Annotated in this window: 18 protein-coding genes; 8 read left to right on the top strand and 10 right to left on the bottom strand. The window is 63.1% G+C overall.

Annotation, left to right across the window (positions count from 1 at the left end):
• Positions 1–34: 34 nt before the first annotated feature.
• Positions 35–2,164, bottom strand: coding sequence for a polyribonucleotide nucleotidyltransferase (gene pnp, locus GO499_RS16830; RefSeq protein ID WP_161863268.1), 2,130 nt, complete (start codon positions 2,162–2,164; stop codon positions 35–37).
• A gap of 211 nt (positions 2,165–2,375) precedes the next feature.
• Positions 2,376–2,645 carry a 30S ribosomal protein S15 gene (gene rpsO, locus GO499_RS16825; RefSeq protein ID WP_161863267.1) on the bottom strand — a complete coding sequence of 90 codons (270 nt, stop codon included), beginning with the start codon at positions 2,643–2,645 and terminating at the stop codon, positions 2,376–2,378.
• 282 nt (positions 2,646–2,927) lie between these two features.
• Between rpsO and GO499_RS16820 the strand changes: the two genes are divergently transcribed.
• The 3 genes from GO499_RS16820 to GO499_RS16810 all read left to right on the top strand — a co-directional run bounded on the left by GO499_RS16820 (position 2,928) and on the right by GO499_RS16810 (position 4,978).
• On the top strand, positions 2,928–3,665 hold the full coding sequence (locus tag GO499_RS16820; protein WP_161863266.1) for an SDR family oxidoreductase: 738 nt from the start codon (positions 2,928–2,930) through the stop codon (positions 3,663–3,665).
• A gap of 138 nt (positions 3,666–3,803) precedes the next feature.
• A complete protein-coding gene (locus tag GO499_RS16815) occupies positions 3,804–4,460 on the top strand; it encodes a DUF998 domain-containing protein (protein ID WP_161863265.1) in 657 nt (218 codons plus the stop codon).
• Positions 4,460–4,978 carry a DUF421 domain-containing protein gene (locus tag GO499_RS16810; protein ID WP_161863264.1) on the top strand — a complete coding sequence of 173 codons (519 nt, stop codon included), beginning with the start codon at positions 4,460–4,462 and terminating at the stop codon, positions 4,976–4,978. The genes GO499_RS16815 and GO499_RS16810 overlap by 1 nt, the downstream gene beginning before the upstream one ends.
• Before the next feature lie 240 nt (positions 4,979–5,218).
• On the opposite strand, the gene GO499_RS16805 is transcribed toward GO499_RS16810, so the two are convergent.
• The 3 genes from GO499_RS16805 to GO499_RS16795 all read right to left on the bottom strand — a co-directional run bounded on the left by GO499_RS16805 (position 5,219) and on the right by GO499_RS16795 (position 7,882).
• Complete coding sequence (locus GO499_RS16805; protein WP_161863263.1) at positions 5,219–6,061, bottom strand: C40 family peptidase; 843 nt, start codon at positions 6,059–6,061, stop codon at positions 5,219–5,221.
• Positions 6,045–7,436 carry a leucyl aminopeptidase family protein gene (locus GO499_RS16800; protein WP_161863262.1) on the bottom strand — a complete coding sequence of 464 codons (1,392 nt, stop codon included), beginning with the start codon at positions 7,434–7,436 and terminating at the stop codon, positions 6,045–6,047. The genes GO499_RS16805 and GO499_RS16800 overlap by 17 nt, the downstream gene beginning before the upstream one ends.
• Positions 7,437–7,498: 62 nt before the next feature.
• Positions 7,499–7,882, bottom strand: coding sequence for a hypothetical protein (locus tag GO499_RS16795; RefSeq protein ID WP_161863261.1), 384 nt, complete (start codon positions 7,880–7,882; stop codon positions 7,499–7,501).
• A gap of 147 nt (positions 7,883–8,029) precedes the next feature.
• Here GO499_RS16795 and GO499_RS16790 point away from each other — a divergent pair, with 147 nt between their 5' ends.
• From GO499_RS16790 to GO499_RS16775, 4 genes are all read left to right on the top strand, one after another.
• On the top strand, positions 8,030–8,683 hold the full coding sequence (locus GO499_RS16790) for a carbonic anhydrase (protein WP_161863260.1): 654 nt from the start codon (positions 8,030–8,032) through the stop codon (positions 8,681–8,683).
• 63 nt (positions 8,684–8,746) lie between these two features.
• Positions 8,747–9,148, top strand: coding sequence for a hypothetical protein (locus GO499_RS16785; protein ID WP_161863259.1), 402 nt, complete (start codon positions 8,747–8,749; stop codon positions 9,146–9,148).
• 41 nt (positions 9,149–9,189) lie between these two features.
• Positions 9,190–9,750: a P-loop nucleotide/nucleoside kinase family protein gene (locus GO499_RS16780; protein ID WP_284154793.1), complete on the top strand. Its 561-nt coding sequence runs from the start codon at positions 9,190–9,192 to the stop codon at positions 9,748–9,750.
• A gap of 155 nt (positions 9,751–9,905) precedes the next feature.
• Positions 9,906–10,478 carry a P-loop nucleotide/nucleoside kinase family protein gene (locus GO499_RS16775; protein WP_161863258.1) on the top strand — a complete coding sequence of 191 codons (573 nt, stop codon included), beginning with the start codon at positions 9,906–9,908 and terminating at the stop codon, positions 10,476–10,478.
• Here the strand turns inward: GO499_RS16775 and GO499_RS16770 are convergent.
• From GO499_RS16770 to sseA, 4 genes are read right to left on the bottom strand one after another with little or no spacing between them, the layout of a single operon-like run.
• The gene (locus GO499_RS16770; RefSeq protein ID WP_161863257.1) at positions 10,384–11,313 is read right to left on the bottom strand and encodes an ornithine cyclodeaminase family protein; all 930 of its coding nucleotides are present in this window, start codon (positions 11,311–11,313) and stop codon (positions 10,384–10,386) included. The genes GO499_RS16775 and GO499_RS16770 overlap by 95 nt on opposite strands.
• Positions 11,310–12,491, bottom strand: a complete 1,182-nt coding sequence (locus GO499_RS16765; protein ID WP_161863256.1) for an amino acid aminotransferase — start codon at positions 12,489–12,491, stop codon at positions 11,310–11,312. Before GO499_RS16765 ends, GO499_RS16770 begins: the two co-directional genes overlap by 4 nt.
• A 1-nt stretch (position 12,492) precedes the next feature.
• Positions 12,493–13,053 (bottom strand): GNAT family N-acetyltransferase, encoded by a 561-nt coding sequence (locus tag GO499_RS16760; RefSeq protein ID WP_161863255.1) that lies wholly within the window; start codon positions 13,051–13,053, stop codon positions 12,493–12,495.
• Complete coding sequence (sseA, locus tag GO499_RS16755) at positions 13,050–13,901, bottom strand: 3-mercaptopyruvate sulfurtransferase (protein WP_161863254.1); 852 nt, start codon at positions 13,899–13,901, stop codon at positions 13,050–13,052. Before sseA ends, GO499_RS16760 begins: the two co-directional genes overlap by 4 nt.
• Before the next feature lie 194 nt (positions 13,902–14,095).
• Here sseA and GO499_RS16750 point away from each other — a divergent pair, with 194 nt between their 5' ends.
• Positions 14,096–16,150: a putative bifunctional diguanylate cyclase/phosphodiesterase gene (locus tag GO499_RS16750; RefSeq protein ID WP_161863253.1), complete on the top strand. Its 2,055-nt coding sequence runs from the start codon at positions 14,096–14,098 to the stop codon at positions 16,148–16,150.
• A 10-nt stretch (positions 16,151–16,160) separates the two neighbouring features.
• Here GO499_RS16750 and recQ read toward each other — a convergent pair whose 3' ends face one another.
• Entirely contained in the window at positions 16,161–18,215 is a 2,055-nt protein-coding gene (gene recQ / locus GO499_RS16745; RefSeq protein WP_161863252.1) for a DNA helicase RecQ, read from the bottom strand.
• Between the last annotated feature and the right edge of the window lie 14 nt (positions 18,216–18,229).

Below are 18,229 nucleotides of genomic sequence, written 5' to 3'. Positions count from 1 at the left end.
CTGCGGGGCTTTCAAGGCAATACCCAGGGGCGGATTACGCCTCTTCGGATTCCGTGATTTCCTTGCCGGTCGATTGGTCGACAACCTTCATGGAAAGGCGGACCTTGCCGCGATCGTCGAAGCCCATGAGCTTGACCTTCACGTCCTGGCCTTCCTGCACCACGTCTTTCGGGTGGCCGACACGCTCGTTCGACATCTGGGAGACGTGCACGAGGCCGTCACGCTTGCCGAAGAAGTTCACGAAGGCACCAAAATCCATGATCTTTACAACCTTGCCGGTGTAGATCTCGCCGACTTCGGGCTCGGCCACGATGGCGTGGATCATGCCGCGGGCCTTCTCGATGGCCTCGGCATTGGGGCTGGCGATCTTGATCACGCCGTCGTCGTTGATGTCGACCTTGGCGCCCGAGGTTTCCACGATCTCGCGGATCACCTTGCCGCCGGAACCGATGACTTCACGGATCTTGTCGGTCGGCACGTTCATCGTCTCGATGCGCGGGGCATGGGCCGAGAACTCGTTGCGGCCTTCGGCCAGCGCCTTGCCCATTTCGTTCAGGATGTGCAGTCGGCCGTCCTTGGCCTGTGCCAGCGCCTGCTCCATGATCGAGGGTGTGATGCCGGCAACCTTGATGTCCATCTGGAGCGAGGTGATGCCGTTTTCCGTACCGGCGACCTTGAAGTCCATGTCGCCGAGGTGATCCTCGTCACCGAGGATGTCGGTCAGCACGGCGAAATCGCTGCCTTCGAGGATCAGGCCCATCGCCACACCGGCCACGGGGGCTTTCAGCGGCACACCGGCATCCATCATGGAAAGCGAACCGCCGCAGACGGACGCCATCGAGGAGGAGCCGTTGGACTCGGTGATCTCGGAGACGACACGGATCGTGTAGGGGAAATCCGTCGCCGCAGGCAGGACCGCCTGAAGCGCGCGCCATGCCAGCTTGCCGTGGCCGATCTCGCGGCGGCCCGGGCCCATCATGCGGCCGGCTTCACCCACGGAATACGGGGGGAAGTTGTAGTGCAGCATGAAGTTGGAGCGGCTTTCGCCGTGCAGCGCATCGATGATCTGCTCATCGTCGCCCGTGCCCAGCGTGGTGACCACGAGGCCCTGCGTCTCACCACGGGTGAAGAGCGCGGAGCCGTGGGTGCGGGGCAAGAGGCCCGCTTCGGCCACGATGGGCCGCACGGTGGAAAGGTCGCGGCCGTCGATGCGCTTGCCGGTTTTCAGGATGTCGCCACGGACAACCGAGCTTTCCAGCTTCTTCATCGCGGAGCCGAGGTTCTTGTCCTCCAGCTCTTCCTCGCTGAGCGCGGCTTTCACCGTCTCGCGGGCGGCGGAGACGGCTGCCGTCCGCTCCTGCTTGTCGGTGATCGCGAAGGCGGCGCGCATGGCTTCCTCGCCGGCGGCCTGAACCTTGGCGTAGAGGTCGGAATAATCCGGCGACTGGAAGTCGAACGGCTCTTTCGCCGCTTCGCCCGCCAGATCGAGGATCATGTCGATCACCGGCTGCATCTGGTCATGGCCGAATTTCACGGCGCCCAGCATTTCGGCCTCGGAAAGCTCGTAGGCTTCCGATTCGACCATCATCACGGCGTCTTTCGTGCCGGCAACCACCAGATCGAGCCGCTGCTCGGGGTTGTTGCGCAGGCCCTGCATGTCTTCGACAGCCGGGTTCAGGATGTAGTCGCCATCCACGAAACCGACGCGCGCGCACCCGATCGGGCCGAGGAACGGCGCACCGGACAGCGTGAGAGCGGCGGAGGCGGCGATCATCGCCACCACGTCCGGATCATTTTCCAGATCGTGGGACAGCACGGTGCAGATTACCTGCGTCTCGTGCTTGAAGCCCGGCACGAACAGCGGGCGGATCGGGCGGTCGATCAGGCGGCTTGTCAGCGTTTCCTTCTCGGTGGGCCGTGCCTCACGCTTGAAGAACCCGCCGGGGATCTTGCCGGCTGCGTAGTATTTTTCCTGGTAGTGAACCGTCAGCGGAAAGAAATCGAACCCTTCCTTCGGCTTCTTTTCGAAGACGACAGCGGCCATGACGCTGGTTTCGCCGTAGGTGGCGATAACACTGGCATCTGCCTGGCGGGCAATCTTGCCCGTTTCCAGCGTCAGGGTGTCATGGCCCCACTCGATGGATCTCTTGATTTCATTGAACATCTGTTTTCCTCTCCGGCAGGGCCCCTTGGCGTCCTGCCGCATGTATCGGGTCGCAATCGACCCGGGCTCCCGGTTTCATCATCATCCCGATGCGGGCCCGGAGCCTTGGGCGCGCACCTATGCGGACATGTGCGGTCCTTCGCTTCTTCCCGGGCCCGCACACAGCCCCGGAATGCAAGAACGCGCCCCGCAGGGCGCGTCTTCGTGAATATCAGCGGCGGATGCCGAGCTTGCCGATCAGCGACTGGTAACGCTCTTCATCGCGTGCCTTGACGTAATCGAGAAGCTTGCGGCGCTGGGCCACGAGTTTCAGAAGGCCACGGCGAGAGTGGTTGTCCTTCTTGTGGGTCTTGAAATGCTCGGTCAGCGTGCTGATCCGGCTGGTGAGGATGGCGATCTGTACGTCCGCGGACCCTGTGTCCCCGTCCTTGATCGCGTATTCCTTGATAAGCTTTTCTTTCAGCTCTGGCGTAATCGACATCGTGTTCTCCTTGAGTTCGAAGTGTTGCCTCTTGCGGGATGGCACGAGCCGGGATGTCGTCCAGCACGGTCAGCCCAAAAGAAGACGCCCGCGCCAGAGGCACGGGTGCGTGCGCGGTGTATGGCGGAGAAACGGGCAAAAGAAAAGCCTTTTTTGGAGGTGTAAGGACGCGGGAGGTATTGATGGCAGCCCCGGCGCGAATGGCCCGTGCATGGCGAATTTGGATTCAATTCGGGTCCGAAGCGCTATAGGCTGCCCACAAAGAAGCAAGGGAGGATAACCATGGGCAAGATCGCCATCGTCACCGGTGCGGGCACCGGGCTGGGGGCTGCGACGACGCGGGCTTTTCTGGATGCGGGCTATTCGGTCGGCCTGCTCGGCCGCCGCCCGGAACCGCTGGAGGACGTCGCCGCCGGGCACGCGGAAGCGCTCGTCGTGCCCACCGATGTCAGCGACCCGGACGCCGTCGATGCCGCTTTTGCCAAGGTGGCGGAGCGGTTCGGCCGGCTTGACGTGGTGTTCAACAACGCCGGTATGGGCTCTCCCGGCATGCCGATCGACGAGACGCCGGTGGAAACCTGGCTCAACGTCGTAAACGTCAACCTCACCGGTGCTTTCCTCGTGGCCCGCGCCGCCTTCCGCCAGATGCGCGCACAAAGCCCGCAGGGCGGACGGATCATCAACAATGGTTCAATCTCCGCCTACGCCCCGCGCCCCGGCTCCGTGCCATACACCACCACGAAACACGGCATCACCGGCCTTACCCGCACCCTCAGCCTCGACGGCCGACCGTTCAACATCGCCTGCGGCCAGATCGACATCGGCAACGCGCTGACAGAAATGGCGATGCCGATGACCAAGGGCGTACCGCAGGCCGACGGAAGCATCGCGATCGAGGCGACGATGGACCCTGAGCACGTGGCAAGCTCCGTCCTCTACATGGCTGGCCTGCCGCTGGAGGCCAACGTGCAGTTCATGACGGTGATGGCAACGAAGATGCCGTTCGTGGGCAGGGGCTAGAAGGAGGCCGCGCCTTGCGAACGAAAGATTATCTGTGTTGAGCCCAAGTTGCCGGGTGTGACGGCAGGCGGCTCAATTCGGCAATAAATGAACCAATCGTGCTCCGGGGTGTTGGACCATTAGCCTAGAGGAGCTTAGATGCCACCGACCGCCGAGACCGCTCGTCAGATGCCCGCCGAAGTCGCCGAGCAACCAGTCCTCATGCTGACCCTCGCTCTTCTGGCGGTGTTCGGTTGCGTTGCACTCACAACCTCTGTTGTGATCGCGGATTTCGTCGTTCCGAACCATGACTGGATTGCCGACACCATCAGTGATCTCGGCGCAGGGCGCTACGAGTTCATTGTCGATATAGGTCTCTACGCATTTTCCGCCGCCTTGATCGGGCTGGCCGTTCTGGCGGCTCACGTTCACCTCGGCGGATGGGAGTGGAGCGTTGGGATCATCGCACTCGTCATCTTTGGCCTGTTGGTCTTCCTGATAGGGGCACGCAATGAATACGGCGACAATGACGATGAAGGCTGGGTGATCCACATCTATCTCGTCTATGCCCTGGGTATGACGATGGCCGTCGCCTGCTTCGCACTGGCGCGCGGGGCAGCACGGGCCGGTCCCCGCTATCGTACGATCCTGAACGCCACCGGTATTATCTGGGGTGTGTCGGCTCCCGTGTTCTTCATTCTGCCCACGGCTGTCGACGGGATCTACGAGCGCTACCTCGGGGCGGTGTCTTTTGTACTTGTCCTGACCCTTGCGCACCTCTTCTACCAACGATCCAAGCAGCGGAAAGTTACCTGATGTTCACCGATATAACTGCTATCGACGTCCTTCTGCGCGGCACCTTGCTTGCGATCATCGGCCTTTTGTGGGTGGTGATCTGCGTGCGAGTGATCGGTTTGCGTGCATTTTCCAAGATGACATCATTCGATTTCGTCACCACCGTCGCCATCGGTTCGCTTCTGGCGGGATGCGTACAAGCCACGAACTGGAGCGCACTGGCGCAAGCTCTCATCGCCATCGCAACCCTTCTAGGAGTGCAGTATTTCGTGTCTCGCACCCGTGCACGTCGCGACGACTTCGAGGGATTGATCGACAACACGCCGACCTTGCTGATGCGCGACGGTGAGTTTCTGGAAGCGGCACTTACGAATACACGCACCACCCGCAGTGATGTAATCGCCAAACTTCGAGAGGCCAATGTTCTGCATCTCAGCGAAGTTCGCGCCGTAGTGCTCGAAATCACCGGAGACATCTCCGTACTGCACGGCGAGAGCCTGGATGACGTCCTGCTCGACGGGGTCACATCCCGCGCATGAAGCGCGCCAGGCGTGGGCAAACGGACCGTTGTTCTGCAACGATCCGACAGCATTCGCGCGGCTTGCTGCCGGGAATGGCAGCTTCGTCCCGCTCGGGTGACGAGGATATGATTGCATTTTGGAATGCGCCGTGGCCGATACGTCACCGTCAGTCGCATGTGACGCTTGTGCCCTTCGCAACTCGGATTTTCTGGCATCAAACAAATTCGGCGCAGCGGGTATCGGACGCTGCGCCAAACGTCACCCCACGATCCGCCGCCGTCCGGTGACCTGGCCGAACTCCTTCGCCGCGATCCGCGCCTCCGCCTCGGCCAGTGGCTCCAGCGCCACCGCCATGTGGTGCGCATTAGCGTGCAGCAAGTCCTTTTCGCTGGCCATGATACCGATATGACCCCGCCAGCAAATCAGGTCGCCGCGTTGCAGCGGACCCTGTACTTCAGCCCCCAAAGCGGCCTGCATGTCTGAATCCCGCAGCACCTGTTGCCCGGCTGCCGCCAGCGCCAGTTGCACGAGGCCGGAACAATCCACTCCTTCGGTGCTGCGCCCGCCCCAGAGGTAGGGTGCACCCAGAAACCGCTCCGCCGCGTCGACGAAATCTGCCACCAGCGGTCCGGACGGCGCAAGGTGTTGAGCGGGGCACCAGCCGCCGCTTTCCAGTTCGACGAAGCCCGGAGCCTCGCCCACCTGTCTGATCCGCGCCAGCATCGGCAGGGCCTCCAGCGGCCGGGTCTTGATGTTCGGCTCAGGGTAGATATGCGTGCCACGCACCGCCACCTGCATGTCCGGCTCCGTTGCAGCCTCCAGCCCGGCCAGAGAGACATAGCCGACGTATCCATCCTCCGCCTGCCCCCAGGCAAGGCCGGTCTCGGCGTCTTTCTCGTAAGCGGTGAACGCCTCGCCCATCAGCAGCTGCGTCGTCAGACCGGCGCTCCGCTCCGGCTTGCCTGTCATGTCGAGCACAGGCGCGGCCACCCGCAGAAGGCGCCCGCTGACGAAACGATCCGCCGTCACCTTGCCTTCCAGATGGGCCGCAGCGATATCGCCGCGCGCTGGCGTCAGGCGCGGGTCATTCGCCGTTGCCATAACGCCCCTCGATCACTTCCAGCAGCGCCCGCGCGCCCTGACAGGCCCCACCCTTCGGCCGCGCGGGCTTGGCCGCCGGCGTCCAGCCATAGCAATCAAAATGGGCGAACGTGCCCGCATTCTCCACGAAGCGCCGCAAGAAGAGCGCTGCGGTGATTGCTCCTGCAAACCCGCCCGACGGTGCGTTGTCGAGGTCGGCGATCCCCGGCTCGATCATGGTCTCGTATCCGTCCCAGAACGGCATCCGCCACAGCGGATCCTTCACTGCGCTGGCGGCCGCCTCCAGCTCACCCGCAAGGCTGCCGTCATCAGTAAAGAACGGTGGCAGGTCGGGCCCGAGCGCGACCCGGGCCGCCCCTGTAAGCGTCGCCATGCAGACGATCATCGCCGGGCTTTCCTCGTCCGCCAGCGCGAGCGCGTCGGCCAGTACCAGCCGTCCCTCGGCATCGGTGTTGTTGATCTCCACCGTCAGACCCTTGCGGCTGGTCAGAATGTCTCCGGGCCGGAACGCACCGGCGGAAATTGAATTTTCCACCGCCGGAACGATAACCCGCAGCCGCACGGGCACGTTGAGTGCCATGATCATCCGCGCCAGGCCGAGCACGGTTGCCGCCCCGCCCATATCCTTCTTCATCAGCCCCATCGACGAGCCGGGCTTGATGTTCAGCCCGCCGGTGTCGAAGCACACGCCTTTGCCCACCAGTGTCACCTTGGGCGCGGTGCTGTCACCCCATGTCATGTCCAGCAGGCGCGGCGGCTGGTCGGACGCGCGGCCGACGGCATGGACCATCGGGAAATTCTCAGCAAGCAACGCCCGCCCGCGGATCACCTCTGCCTTGGCCCCGAATGCGCCGGCCAAATCGCAGAAGGCATTTTCGAGCTGATCCGGGCCCATGTCGGATGCGGGCGTGTTGATCAGGTCCGATGTCAGCGCCACGCCGGCGGCGATCACCTCCAGACGGCGCGGGTCGATACCGTCCGGACAGACAAGCGTGGCCCGCTGCACCCCCGCATCCTTGTAGCGGGAGAAGCGATAGGCCGACAGCAGGAACGCCAGCGCCGCCTCCGACAGTGCGTCGCCCTCCAGCCCGCTCTCTATCCGGTAGGTGCCTTCGGGCAATGCGGCAGCGACCGTTCCGAAATGAAACCAGCCCCGCGCCCGATCTTTCTCACTACCCCAACCAGCCAGCGCCGCCGCGAAGCCAACGCCATCCGGCAGGATCAGCACCTGGCCCAGCTTGCCCGTGAACCCGTTCGCCTTCACCCAGCCGCGCACCGTGTCCGGCTGTCCGCCGAGCCAGTCTTCGAGTTTCCCGGCTTCGATCACATGTATCGGTATGGCGTCGCCTGTCGCTTCCGCGAACACTGCTGTCATGATTTGTCCTGTCGCTTGCGTCCGCGACAGACTACCGCCGGTGGCAGCAATTCCAAGGGCTTTCAGGCGTAAGGGTCGTCCGACAGGTCCAGCAGCGACATCAGTGATGCTTCACCCAGCCGCATCATCCGCGCGGTCACCGGCGCCAGCGCCGTCCAGTTGCCGGTGTCGATGCAATCCATCAGGTTGCGGGCCGAAAGCGAGAAATCGTCCAATCCGATCTGGGCGCTGAGACTGGCGATTTCGGTGGCTAGTCTGCGCGACTTCGCATGGTCCTTCACATGCAGCGACGCCTCAATCGCAGCAAGGCAGTCCACGAGATCGAAACAGGTTTCCTCCATCACCTCCCGGCAGCGTGCCTGACCGAGGATCGATTCCATCAGTTCAACGGCGCGAACATCCAGGCGGGCAGGCTCCGCCCGCTCCAGCTTCGTAATGATTGCCATTTATCACCCCTTATCCACCTGACGAACTTCTAGCGCCCAGGTTTCAACAGAGTGTTATCGCCGCCCGCGAATAAAGTCCGAATTTGCGCATGGGTGAAGACCGGGTTAACAATCCGGGAAATGCCGACCGGAACAGGAATCCAGCCAATGACCCATGCCGCCAGACCCTTGCCTCGTGCCTATGTCCAGCGTTACCGCGGCTGGTTCGCCACGCAGTTCGAGGAAAACAAGGCCTGGTATGCCCGGCTTGCCGGAGAAGGCCAGCACCCGCGTGCGATGGTGATTTCCTGTTGTGACAGCCGCGTGCAGATCAGTTCCATCTTCGGTGCCGACTCCGGTGAGTTCTTCATCCATCGCAACATTGCCAATCTCGTTCCGCCCTACAAGCCCGATGGCGACCTGCACGGCACCTCTGCCACCATCGAGTATGCGGTCGGTGCTCTGAAGGTCTCGCACATCTTCGTGCTCGGCCACTCGCAGTGCGGCGGCGTGAAGGGTTGCCACGACATGTGCGCCGGCAAGGCCCCGGAACTGGAGGAGAAAACCAGCTTCGTCGGTCGCTGGATGGATCTGCTGCGCGGCGGCTACGAGAATGTGAAGGGCATCAAGGACGAGGATGAACGCCTGACCGCACTCGAAAAACAGGGCGTGCTGACCAGTATCGACAACCTGATGACATTCCCGCAGGTCGCGGCAGAGGTGGAGGCGGGCAACCTCTCGCTGCACGCGCTTTGGCAGGACATCGGCAAAGGCCAGTTGCAGTGCTACGATGACGCCAGCGGCGCGTTTCAACCGGTCTGAGATGCGTTGGCCATCTGAGATGCATTAACGCTTCGTTAAGTTCTGTGACGCCAGTCTGGCGTTATGGAAGCTGAAGCCATCACCCTCGTTCTTTCCCCGTCCCTGCGGCGGGAACTGGAGAAGTTTTCCAGCGAGTCGGCCGTATCGCCGGGCGAGTTTATTGCACGGGCACTGGAGCGCGAATTCGCAACGCCCCGAGGACCGGAAGACAGCCCGCTTCTGCTGCGGGAGATTCGGGCGATCCGGATCGAACTCGCGGATGAATTCGCTTTCGCCCGTAACTGGCGCGACCTGCAGGGCAGACTCGCCCGCCACGGCTTCACGTTGCGCCACCATCAGGGCAACCTGATGCTGCTGCGCTGGCCCGGCGGCGCACCTGTTTGTCCGGCTACTTCGCTCGGCGGCCCATATGAGCGGCTGCGCAGTCGTCTGGCAGTACCTTTCCCGGAACTGGAGGTGCCGTAACCGCACCACTCTCGCCAAATGCTGCCGGATTTGTTGTCCGGATGCCGGATTTGCGATACATCGAGCCGATGTTGATCATATTTTCCGGCCTGCCTGGCAGTGGCAAGACGACCCTGGCCCGCGCTCTCGCGGATCGGCTGGGTGCGGTCTACCTGCGGATTGACAGCATCGAGGCGGGCATCAACGGCGCGGCGCTAGGGGCACCGGACCTGAAGGACGCCGGCTATCGCGCTGCCTGCGCCATGGCGGAGGACAATCTCGCGCTCGGCCGCACCGTAATCGCCGACAGTGTGAACCCGATCGAGCTCACCCGTGAGGCCTACCGCAATGCGGCCACCCGTGCCGGCAAACCCTTCGCCGAGGTCGAGGTGGTGTGTTCCGACCGCACCGAACATCGCAACCGGGTGGAGGGTCGCAGGCCCGACCTTCCGGGCCAGCGCGTACCGACGTGGGCAGATGTGGAACAGCGCCACTATATTCCCTGGCCCGACAACCCTCTCCGCCTCGACACTGCGGGGGAAACACCGGAGGCATCGCTCGCCCGCCTGTTGCTGATGCTGCCCCACCGAACGACCCCGGCCCGCGAACCCCAGGAAAGCTGAAGTGTCGTCTGTGGGCAGCCGCCCCGCGAAAAGGCCCGATAAATCAGTCGGTCACAAAAATACCTTGGAATCGGCCAAGCTCCGGCACGCTCACCGGCCTATCTGAAACTGCCGCCAACCCCCGGCGGGCCTTTTCAGACGTGAGGTGCGTATCCATGCTTATCATTTTCTCCGGCCTCCCCGGCACCGGCAAGACAACACTCGCCCGCGGGTTGGCCAGCCATCTTTCCGCTGCTTACCTGCGCGTCAGCAGCATCGAAACGGCAATCATGGATGCCCGGCTCGGCGTCAACCATCCGGGCGACGCAGGCTATCGCACGACCTGCCAGATTGCCGAGGAAAACCTTCGCCTCGGCCTCACCGTTATCACCGACAGCGTCAATCCCAGCCTCGAAACCCGCGAACTGTTCCGGGACAGCGCCACCCGCGTCATGCGCCCTTTCGCCGAGGTGGAGATTGTCTGTTCAGACCGGATGGAGCATCGCCGGCGGGTTGAAAAACGTCGCCCTGACTTCCCGGGACAAAGCCTGCCAACCTGGTCGGAAGTGGAATCCCGGCCCTACGATCGCTGGATGACGCCCCCACTGCGGATCGACACCGCCCGCCAGTCGCCCGAAGCGTCTCTGGCACGGCTTATCTGCCTGCTTCCGCCTCTTTCCAGGCGGCAAGAAGCGCGCGTCCCGTCATCAGATCAAGATGCGCCCCGCCGCCGTTCTTTAGTAATGTGATCTCGTCGTCACCCGTGCGTCCCGGCGCATCGGCGGCCAGATCATAATAATCGCCCAGCACATCGTCGGCAGTGATCACGCCCTCGTTGAGCGGAATCTTCAACTCGCCGATATGCTCCATCGTCGTCTCGCGGCTGTCGACGAATATGTGCGCTCGTCGCAGGCAATCGTTGTCCACCTCGCGCATGTCCGCGGTGAAAGCCCCGATCAGGTCCAGATGCTGGCCTTCCTTCAGCCACGCCCCCTCGATCAGCGGTTTCTGCGACATTGTCGCAGTGGAAATGATGTCCGCCCCCCGCACGCCCGATTCCAGAGAGCCGGCCAGATGCGTTTCCAGCCGCTCGGCCATCGCGCCGGCCTTTGCCGTGTCGCGTCCCCAGATATGGATGTCGATCTCCGGATAGAGCGCGCGATAGGCTTCGACGAGGCTCTCCGCCACCGCACCGGTGCCGACAATCAGCAAACGCTTCGAATCCTTCCGCGCCAGCAGCCTGGCTCCGAGAATACTGTCCGCCGCCGTTTTCCACTTTGTTACCAGTGCACTGTCGATGATCGCTTCCACCGCACCGCTTTCATCGTCGAACAACACCATCACACCCTGCACGCTCGGCAGTTTGCGGGCCGGGTTGTCCGGCAGCACGGAAACGGATTTGACGGCGATGCCCATGCCGTCGATCCAGGCGGAGCGGGACAGGAACGTGTCATCGCCACGATAGAGAAACTGGTCACCAAGGTCGGCCTTTGGCCGTCTGTGCCCTTCCAGCAGCGCATCGGCGATCCGCATCCAGTCCAGATGCGGCTCCACCATGTCAGCCGTCAGGAAGACCGGAGTCATACTGCGCCGGCGATCGCTTTTGCCAGTTCGCCGATCCGCTCTCCCGGCAGGCCGGCGACGTTCACACGGCTGTCGCCGACGATGTAAATACCCTTGTCGGCCCGCAGTTTGAGCACGGCGTCGGAGGATATGCCGAGGCGCGAGAACATGCCGCGATGCTTGCGGAAGAACTCGAACCGGTCGGAGTTGGTCTCGCGCTTCAGCGCGTCAGCCATGTCGGCCCGGAGCACGAGCATCCGTTCCCGCATTTCCTTCAGTTCGGCTTCCCAGTCGGCCCGAAGTTCCGGATCTTTCAGGATGATCTCCACGACTTTCGCGCCATGATCGGGCGGGAAGGAGAAGTTGAGCCGGTTGAGCGAGGCCATAGCGCCCTTCACCACGCCCAGTTCCGTATCCGGCCCGACAATCACGAAAGCCGCGCCCACACGGTCACGGTAAAGTCCGAAGTTCTTGGAACAGGAGGCGGCTATGAGCATCTGCGGCACCTTCGCCGCCATCGCCCGCACGTTCGCCGCATCTTCCTCCAGCCCGTCGCCGAAGCCCTGGTAGGCAAAGTCGATGAATGGCGTCGCGCCCTTTTCGATCAGAAGAGCCGTCACCTTGTCGAATTGCTCCGCCGTGAGGTTCGCACCTGTCGGGTTGTGGCAGCAGCCGTGGATCAGCACGACGTCATCGGCTTCCAGTCCCGCCAAATCCTCCATCATGCCCGCGAAATCGACTTCGCAGGTTTCCGCGTCGAAATAGCGGTAGGTCTTCGCGTTGAGGCCGACATGCTTCACGATGGCCGGATGGTTCGGCCATGTCGGGTCCGAGAACCAGACGGTCGCGCCGGGCTTTGCCATTCTGACAAGCTCCAGAAGCTGATGGATCGCCCCGGTGCCGCCCGGTGCCTGCGCCCCCGACACACGCTCTGCCGGAACGGCATCGCCGAGCACCAGCTTGCGCATTTCGTCCACGAAGCCGAGATCTCCGAGGAGCCCAACATAAGACTTGCTGTCCTGGCTCTCCAGAAGCCGCTTCTCCGCCGCCTTCACCGCACGCATCACTGGCGTTCGGCCCGCTTCGTCCTTGTAGACGCCGACGCCAAGATCGACCTTCCCGTCGCGGGGGTCTTCCTTGTACATGGCGATCATCTCGATGATCTTGTCGGGCGGTTGCGGCGTCAGGTTCTTCAGCATCTCAGCTCTCCGGGGTCACTCGATCCCGCATCAAAATGCAGGTCTTCGTCTCCCGCTCGTATGGCACGAATCCGCAACGCTGGTACAGGCCCAAAGCTGCGGGGTGGTCCAGCGTGCAGGTATTCACCGACATCCGCTCCACCCCCGGCAGATCCCAGCCCGCATGGATCGCCGTCTGCAGCAGGTAGCGGCCGAGGCCGTGGCCCACTGCCTCCGGCACCAGCCCGAAATAGGCAAGATCGCATACCCCCTGATGCCGCGTATCCAGCATGAAGAACCCGGCCGGCCAGCCGGTGCGCAGCAGCGTGAAGAGCCGCACTTCCGGATCTTGCACGAAGGCGCGCCTTTCCTCATCCGATGCCCGGTGCCAGTCATCCCATTCGTAGTCGCGGCCAACGGCATCGTAGAGATTCAGGAAGTACCAGACAGGTGGCTGCTGGGCGGCGATCAGTGCCGTCGGCGGCCCGGCGGGCAGCGAAGGACGGTCATAGCCCGGTCGCGACGTCATCTCCAGGTAGGTGATCGTATAGTCGATCTCCGTTCCCGCAGGCGTCACGCTCATCCGGTTTCGACTTTCAGGTCACCATACATGCCCCATTCGGCCCAGGAGCCATCGTAGAGGGCGTGGTTGTGCAGGCCAAGCTGCTCCAGCGCCAGACTGAGGATCGCCGCCGTCACCCCGGACCCGCAGGAGGTGATAACCGGTTTGCCCAGATCGACCCCAGCCTTCTCGAACGCAGCACGCAGGGAGCCGGTGTTGGCCATCGTCCCATCGGCGTTCAACAGGTCTTTGTAATACACGTTCTTGCTGCCCGGAATATGGCCGGAGCGCAGACCGGGCCTGGCCTCCTTCTCCTCACCCCGGAACCGGGCGGGAGAGCGGGCGTCGACGATCTGGAAATCCCCCAGCTTGGCCGAGGCGGCCACCTGTGTCACATCCTTCACCCTGCTCGCATCCCGGCGGGCGGTGAAATGCCTGTCGCGCATCACCGGCGGCATGTCCTCCAGCGGGTGCCCCTCGGCCTTCCACTTTGGCAGGCCGCCATCCAGCACCGCCACATCACTCTTGCCGAAGAGCCGGAACAGCCACCAGACACGGGCGGCCGAAAACAGGCCCGCACCATCGTAGACGATCACCCGGTGGCCATCGCCGATGCCCATGGCGCGAATGCGGCTGATGAACTTTTCCACCGGCGGCGCCATATGCGGCAGGGCGCTGGCTGTATCGCTGATTTCGTCGATGTCGAAGAATCGCGCACCGGGAATATGCCCGGCCTCATACTCGGCCCGGCCGTCGCGGCCTTCTGCCGGCAGATACCACGAGGCATCCAGAATGCGTACGTCCGGCGCGTTCAGATGATCGGCGAGCCAGCGAGTGGAAACGAGGTTCGAGGATTCGTCCTGTGCCATGATCTACCTGTCTGGAACGGTGTTAACCCGCAATACCGCCCCGCCCGCCCGGTTGCAACAGACGCGCGGAGCCGCAGGTCCGCCGCTCTGGCGGGATTTAAGGCAAGTTTTAGGTGGAAGCGGCACCGATCTGTCCGCCACTAACCACTTCTTATTCAGCAGGATTCTAGTCTGTCGGGGACAAGAGGACACAGATGCTGAAGGTCATAGGTTGCATAACGCAGGAGCATGATTTCACACAGCTCGTGATTGCGCTTGCGGTCTGCGGCCTCGGTTCTGTCCTGACCGTCCGCCTGTTTCTGCGCGCGCGGCAGGCCGAATCCCGCATCCGCCGCCTGCATGTGCTGCTTGCCGGTCTCATCGGTGGCGCCACCATCTGGGCCACGCATTTCATTGCGATGCTCGCCTATGATCCGGCTCTGCCCCACGGGTACGAGCCCTTGCTGACGGCCCTGTCGCTGTTCATTGCGCTTGCCGGAACCACCGCCGCGCTGGGCGTTGCCGCATTCAGCCGTGGTGGGCCCTGGCTGGAACTCGGCGGCGGGTTGTTCGGGGCGGCGATCCTCGCCATCCATTATACTGGCATGGCCGCCTTTCAACTGACGGGCACAATACAGTGGCACAACGGCTACCTTGCCACCTCGGTAATCTGTGCCCTGACATTCGGCGCCCTGATGATGAACCGCATAAACCATCCGACGACGCGCTTCTGCCATATGGCGTCCATGCTGATCATGGCACTGGCCATTGCGGGCACGCATTTCACCGGCATGGCGGCGATGACAGTGGTGCCGGACCTGTCGCTGCCGGTGCCGCCAAAAGTTGTCTCCGACGCAACTCTCGCCGGACTGGTACTCGCCATCTACGCCCTTTTCCTGTTGCTGGGCTTTGCTGCCTTCAACATCGAGATGCAGGTAGCAAAAACTGCCCGCGCCCGGTTCGATCATGCCCGGCGCTATGACATGACGACGGATCTGCCCAACCGTGCGCACCTGATGGAGTACCTGGCCGCGCTGACTGAAGAGGTTCGCCAGGGGCGGGTGGACAGCGTCGCCATCGTCACCTTCGACCTAGACGGCTTCAAGACAATCAACGATCTCTATGGCCATGCCGCCGGTGACGCGCTGCTCGCCGAACTCTCCCACAGGCTCAGGGCCACGCAGACGCCGTGCGATTTCGTGGCCCGCAGCGGCGGTGACGAATTCGTTCTGGTCTGTGCCGGGCATGCCTCGCCTGCAATCATCTCCGCCAGAGTGAGGGATCTCAGCACCCTGCTGGCCAACCCGTTCCGACATGGAGAAGCCCAGCTCGAAATCGCCGCCAGCTTCGGTATCGCCTGCTGTCCGGAGCATGGAACCGATTTGCTTGAGGTCAACCGCCACTCCGGACTGGCAATGTTCCGCGCCAAGGCCGACGCCTATCTTGATACCGTGCATTTCAGTCCGCAACTGGACGCGGACAACAAGGATCGGCTGGCGCTGGTTGCCGCTCTCACCCATGCACTGGAACGGCAGGAATTTACCCTCAACTATCAACCACAGACAGATATTCGCACGGGGGAAACGGCAGGATTCGAAGCGTTGTTGCGCTGGCGAAACCCGACACTAGGCCATGTCTCGCCCGAGCGCTTCATCCCGCTTGCCGAACAGTCTGGCCTCATCCGCCACATCGGGCGGTGGGTCCTGCGCGAGGCGTGTGGGGAGGCCGCGTCCTGGTCCCGTCCGCTCGGGATCGCCATCAACGTCGCACCGCAACAACTGGTTCAACCCGACTTCGCCGAGGAAGTCTCCGACATCCTGATCGAAACCCGGCTTGCGCCGGAGCGGCTGGAGCTCGAGATAACGGAAGTCAGCCTTATCGAGGATCAGGAAAAAGCGACCCGCACGATGTCCATGCTCAAGGCCATGGGCGTTCACATCGCCATGGATGATTTTGGCACCGGTTATGCCTCGCTGGCAACCCTGCAGGCATTTCCCTTCGACAAGATCAAGATCGACCGCAGCTTCATTGCCGGTGTGCATGCGAACACTCAGAAGGCCGCGATCGTGCGCGCCACTATACTGCTCGGCAGGTCACTCGAAATTCCCGTTCTCGCCGAAGGTGTGGAGGCGGAAGAGGAACTGGCATTTCTTCGCAGGGAAAACTGCCATTGCGTGCAGGGATACTATTACGCCAAGCCCATGCCGGCCGACAGGATCGAAGGATATTTGGCATCGGTCACCGACGGGCGCAAACGGGCGGCCGGCTAGGCCCTGAACCTCAGCCCTCGCTGTCCAGCGCTTCGAGGAACGCCGAGCCAAACCGCTCCAGTTTTACGGCTCCCATACCCGGCACCAACGCCAGATCCTCCAGCGTGCCCGGGCGCATTTCGGCGATCTTGCGCAGCGTGGTCTTGTTGCAGTTCAGGAACGGCTCCAGCCCGCTTTCCCCCCGAGACAGGGCAACTTGTGCTTGCTCCAGCCGATCAAAAGTCGCTGCCGCATCGCGCCCCGCCAGCGCCATGCGTTGCGGATGCACCCGTCCCGGCCCCTCGCCCGTCAGCACTTCCAGAAAGATCGCGCCGAATTTTTCCAGCTTCTTCTCTCCCACGCCGGAAACGCCACGCATCTGGTCCAGCGTCGTCGGCCGTCGATGCACCATCTCTACCAGCGTCCGATCCGGGAAGATCACGTAGGCCGGCGCCTTTGCCGCCTCCGCCAGTTCCCGCCGTTTCGCCTTCAGCGCCGAGAGCAGTGGTTCATCCTCTTCGCCCACCAACGCCACCGCCTCTGGCCGGTTTCGCGCCTTGGCCTTTGCAACGCTGTCACGCCGCAATGTCAGTTCCACCTCGCCCCGCAACAAAGGCCGCGCCGCTTCCGTCAGGCGAAGCGCCCCATGCCGGGCCGCATCCGGTCGCAATAGGTCCAGCCCCATCAACTGCCTGAATATCGCCTGCCATTCGCCCTTGGCGAACTCCTGCCCGCAGCCGAATGTCGGCAACTGGTCATGGCCCCGCGCCAGCACCTTCTCCGTCCGCTGCCCGCGCAGGATGTCGATGAGGTGCCCGGCTCCGAAATTTTCCCCGGTTCGCAACACGGCAGAGAATGCCTTGCGCGCTGCATCCTTGGCGTCGAATGTCTCCGGCGGTTCGGCGCAGATATCGCATCCACCGCAACCACCAGCCCGTTCCTCGCCAAAATACCGCAACAACGGCACGCGCCGGCATACCGGACTTTCCGCGAGCCCCAGCAGTGCGTTCAGCCGGGCGTGATCCGCCTGTTTGCGCTCCACCGGGGCCAGCCCCTCGTCGATCTGCGCCCGCCGCAAGCGGATGTCTTCCGGCCCGAACAGCGTCAGGGTCTCCGCCGGTGCCCCGTCCCGCCCGGCGCGGCCGACCTCCTGGTAATAGGCCTCGATGCTCTTCGGCAGATCGGCATGGACGACGTAGCGGATGTCCGGCTTGTCGACACCCATACCGAAGGCAACTGTCGCGCAGACGATCAGCCCGTCCTCACGCTGGAACCTTGTCTCCGCCAGCCGACGCTCCTCCGCCTCCAGCCCGGCGTGATAGGCCAGAGCCGTGTGCCCGGCGGCGTTCAGCGCCTGTGCCAACGTCTCGGTCTTCGCACGGCTGGAACAATAGACGATGCCTGAAAGACCCTTACGGCGTGCCACGAAATCCATCACCTGCGCCCGCGGTCCGTCCTTGGCGGCGAAGGCCAGATGCAGGTTCGGCCGGTCGAAGCCGCGCAGGAACACCTCCGGCCGTCGGGGGAAAAGCCGCGCCACGATCTCTTCCTGCGTCTCCGGATCAGCCGTCGCTGTGAATGCGGCCACCTGACAGTTCAGACGCTGCGCCAGCGGGCCGATTTCAAGGTAATCGGGCCGGAAGTCGTGCCCCCATTGGGAAACGCAATGCGCCTCGTCCACGGCCAGCAGCTTCACGCCGACCCGCGAAAGCAGATTGCCCGTACCCGCCCGGCTCAGCCGCTCCGGTGCCATGTAGAGAAGCTTCAGCGCGCCACGGTCCAGCGCCTCGAATACTTCCTCCGTCTCCTCCTCGGTGTTGCCCGAGGTCAGCGCCCCCGCCTGCACCCCGGCGGCACGCAGCGCCCGCACCTGATCGCGCATCAGCGCAATCAGCGGGGAAACGACGACCGTTACCCCCTCCCGACAGAGGGCAGGTAACTGGTAACACAGGCTTTTTCCGCCTCCGGTTGGCATGATCGCCAGCACGTTCCGCCCTGCCACCACGGCCTCTACCACCTCGCCCTGTCCGGGGCGAAAGGCATCGAAACCAAAAACGGAGGAAAGCAGATCAGACGGCGAATTCATGCGCCCCTTTTAGG

This window comes from Algicella marina, from assembly GCF_009931615.1.
In the GTDB taxonomy this organism is placed as follows: domain Bacteria; phylum Pseudomonadota; class Alphaproteobacteria; order Rhodobacterales; family Rhodobacteraceae; genus Algicella; species Algicella marina.
Note: the sequence above shows the minus strand (reverse complement) of the source record. Positions and strands in the feature narration are given on the sequence as shown.